Below are 3,608 nucleotides of genomic sequence, written 5' to 3'. Positions count from 1 at the left end.
GTCTATCATGTAGGTAGAGGGGATTGCCTGGGGAAAGCTTATATATGCGGCGCTTCGCCTGGACATTCCCTCATTATAGTCATTGATTACCTCAAGCGGACAGTTAGGGGCGCAGAGCGCACAGGATGTACATCTATCCGGTAGCACCCTTCTCGGTCTTCTTTTTAGTGTAACAATAAAATTACCAGGTTCACCTTCAAGACCTACCACTTCGGTATTCATGAGAAGCTCTATGTTTGGATTTCTTCCGACTTCAACGAGCTTTGGTGCCATGATGCACATAGAGCAGTCATTTGTCGGGAAGGTCTTGTCAAGTTGCGCCATATTCCCGCCTATATTCGGTTTCTCGTCCGCAAGGTATACCTTGAACCCGGCCTCGACGAGATTGAGCGACGCCTCCATCCCGCCTATCCCGCCACCAATAACAAGTACCTTGCCTACTTTATCCATTGTTTCTCACTTCCACAAGAATTGTTCAAGGTTCTGGGTTCAAGGTTCATAGTTTTACAACATAGAACGTTGAACATTGAACTATGCCTTTTTTCTGAATATTGCATCCCTTTCCTTATGTCCTGCAATTTCAATCTGGTTTTTTTTCAATAATTCCTTGATATGCTTAAATGTTATGTCCTGCCCTATTTTAAGCTTTTCCGAGAGGCCACTTATTGTATCCTCTTTTTCTGATAACACCTCAAGTATCCTTGCCCTCTCAAGAGAGGCATTGAGGAGCGGCTCGAAGACAAGGAAAAACTGCCTGTCCGTAAATTTCTCCCCGTACACATTACCCTCTTTCAAGGCATCCTTTTTGCCGAGGAGTTTATTCAGCCTCTCTGCACTATCAGGGTCGTATGTTCTTATGAATTCAAGCTTTTCTACTATATCCATAATTTGCAATAGGCCATTTTAACTCCGAACTCCGGCGACCCGCAAGCGGGTACCCCGACTCCGAACTGTTTCATCACTTCTTCTTTACCTTCTTAACTACGCCGTCCACCCCTATTATATGAGAACTCATTCCCCCAATCCTTCCAAAAAGTGCAAGCTCGAAGACCTCGGACAAAAACAGGACAGGCAGATTCTTATCAGTTCTGCCAAGATAGGGTAAAAGGTCAAGGTTCATCTGGCACAAAGGACAAGGAGTCACAATCGCATCTGCCCCAACCGATTGAGCCTTCTCCATTATAATGTTTGAAAGCCTGAACGTCACATCCTTGTTTGTAAGGGTCTTACTTGCTCCGCAGCATTCCATCTTGTATGGCCAGCTTACAAGTTCAGTCCCTAATGCCCAGAGCAAAGAATCCATGCTTGTTGGATTTTCCTTATCGTCAAAGGCATCCATCTTTGTGATTCTTGTCAGGACACACCCATAGTAGGGGGCAACCTTTATGGAAGAGAGGTCATATGCTATTTTCTTTACAACCCGCTCAATCCCCACGTGGTCGTGGAGTACCTCAATAATGTTTTTTACCTTAATCGTACCAAGGCATTTGAGCGGGTATATGGTTTCGTTAATCTCATCCCGAAGTACCCTGTCTTTTTTAATCTTTTCATTAGTAACCTTGGACCTGTTGTAGCAGGCTGAACAGGGTGCAAAGAGGTGGTAACCCACGTCCTCTGCAATGGCTAAATTCCTTCCTGTTAGTGCATATGCGAGTTTTTCATCAATCGTAGTTGCAGCCGATGCCCCGCAGCACGACCAGTCATTGAGTTCTGTAAGTTCGATCCCGAAGAACGAAAAGGTGTTTTTGATCGAGGTCTCGTAGAATTTGCTCGAAGTTTTAAGAGAACAGCCGGGGTAGTAAGTAAGGGTAATCATCCTAATAATCCCCAATAACCAAATTCCAAGTTCCAGATAAAATCCAATATCCAATAACCAAATTACAGATTACAAGACTTAGAATTTGTTTGGTTATTGTTATTTGGTAATAATTGGTTATTGTTTTTAATTGGTTATTTTTGTCTTTCATTTGCTATCTATTTTCTTAAATATCTTTCTCAACTGCTTCCTGTCTTTAATATTGTGGGGAAATACTCCCATCCTGCCTTTCAAAAACATGCCAATCCCCATCTTCGTATCGCTGAAAAGGTCTTTCTTCTCCAGCTTGTATTTAAGGATTGTTTCTATTTCATGGAGTCTGCCATGTTTTGCAACGCTGTCGAGAAAAAGCTTATCGAATCTCCATGTATCTGTTTCCGCTTCCATATGTTCCATTACCGCAACCTTCCTTAATGTATCAAAAACATGGGCGATATCTATGTCGTTCGGACATCTCACACTGCATGTGATACACATGAGGCATGTCCATATGGTCTTTGATTTGAGTACCTTCTCCCTGTCTCCGAGGACAATATGCCGTATGATCCTGTGTGGATAAATATCCATTTCAGTTGCAACCGGACAGCCAGCCGTACACTTATAACACTGATAGCATGTGGATATCTTTTCTCCGGATATCTCTTCTATTTGATTTAAAAAGGTAAGGTCATCCATAACTATCCCTTAAATTAAGATTGACAAAAAATTAAGGTTAACAAAATACAGGTATAAAAATCAAGATTTTGTTAATCCCCTACTGTCAATTTTAACATAGATTTAAGCTGGAGTTCTTTCCTGCTCTCCTCAATTTGAAATATCCGGAAATCTCAGATAGTTGAAGCTCTCTCAATCTCTTTCTCATTGTATGAATTCTGAATATGTTCAGTTCTCCAATGCTTCCGTATAAAAATCCTTTTTACATATTGAAAAAAGCGCATGCTTTGTTAAAGATTGAAGCCTTCGTTGGATAAAGCTTTTCTGACTACACGTCTCACATCGGCAGCAAGATTAATGGCCCGTATTGCCTCTTTTTTGGTAACCTTTTCATCCTCACCGGGATAGCGGGCAGTAATCGCATATGGAGTAAGTTCCTCCGCGCTGCCGAGTTTTTTAAGCCAATCTGTTTTTTCTGAACACAGCTCGAGCAAATGTGAAATATTATGCGTGTAAGGGAAATCAACTAAATGGAATACGAGGTATGCCTTGAGGTACTTTTCTGCACATTGTTGTGCATGGTAAGCAATCAAACGATATGGACATCCAGACAAGAGTTTAAGCGCATGGCGGGCAAGCCGAAGGTCTTCATCACCGTAAACTATCCACTCTTTGACTTTTTGCTTTACTTCCTTATTGACGCTCATAGAGGGTCTTGCCATATTTTCTTGCTGGACGCACAATCGTTCCAGGTATACGGGAGTTGCGGTTAAACTCATCAGGTGTGATAATAATTATATCCCTTGCAAACCCAATCCCACGTAAGGAACGATCCATTTCTACCATCATCGCCCGTCTTTTACCCTTAATCTTGCATACAACCAATAGGTCGACATCGCTATGGTCATCTGCTAAACCACTTGCTTGGGAACCGAAAAGGATGATTCTCTCAGGTTTGAAATTATCTACAAGTACCTGTGTGGCTTGTTTTAAGGCCTTTTGACTAACCAAAACGTATCTCCTGAATTTATATCCAGCAACTTCTATATTTATTAACTATTTCTTTATTAACAGTTTTTAACATTATTTTCAATCATTTCCTCCACTTTTCTTTTTGCATGTTCCAACAGCTCCTTTG

The 3,608-nt window shown here is 41.5% G+C and carries 6 protein-coding genes; all 6 read right to left on the bottom strand.

Going from position 1 to position 3,608, the window contains the following annotated elements:
* The coding region (locus tag NTU69_06665; protein MCX5803199.1) for an FAD-dependent oxidoreductase at positions 1-450 on the bottom strand (450 nt) is incomplete at its 3' end.
* An 81-nt stretch (positions 451-531) separates the two neighbouring features.
* Positions 532-885, bottom strand: coding sequence for a hypothetical protein (locus tag NTU69_06660; protein MCX5803198.1), 354 nt, complete (start codon positions 883-885; stop codon positions 532-534).
* A 73-nt stretch (positions 886-958) separates the two neighbouring features.
* Positions 959-1,816 carry a CoB--CoM heterodisulfide reductase iron-sulfur subunit B family protein gene (locus tag NTU69_06655; protein ID MCX5803197.1) on the bottom strand — a complete coding sequence of 286 codons (858 nt, stop codon included), beginning with the start codon at positions 1,814-1,816 and terminating at the stop codon, positions 959-961.
* Positions 1,817-1,963: 147 nt separating this feature from the next.
* A complete protein-coding gene (locus NTU69_06650) occupies positions 1,964-2,491 on the bottom strand; it encodes a 4Fe-4S dicluster domain-containing protein (protein ID MCX5803196.1) in 528 nt (175 codons plus the stop codon).
* Positions 2,492-2,760: 269 nt separating this feature from the next.
* Positions 2,761-3,192: a HEPN domain-containing protein gene (locus NTU69_06645; protein ID MCX5803195.1), complete on the bottom strand. Its 432-nt coding sequence runs from the start codon at positions 3,190-3,192 to the stop codon at positions 2,761-2,763.
* On the bottom strand, positions 3,164-3,481 hold the full coding sequence (locus NTU69_06640) for a nucleotidyltransferase domain-containing protein (GenBank protein ID MCX5803194.1): 318 nt from the start codon (positions 3,479-3,481) through the stop codon (positions 3,164-3,166). The genes NTU69_06645 and NTU69_06640 overlap by 29 nt, the downstream gene beginning before the upstream one ends.
* Positions 3,482-3,608: the final 127 nt, after the last annotated feature.

The organism is Pseudomonadota bacterium (assembly GCA_026388215.1).
Classification (GTDB): domain Bacteria; phylum Desulfobacterota; class Syntrophorhabdia; order Syntrophorhabdales; family Syntrophorhabdaceae; genus JAPLKF01.
This window is presented reverse-complemented; position numbering and strand designations above follow the sequence as displayed.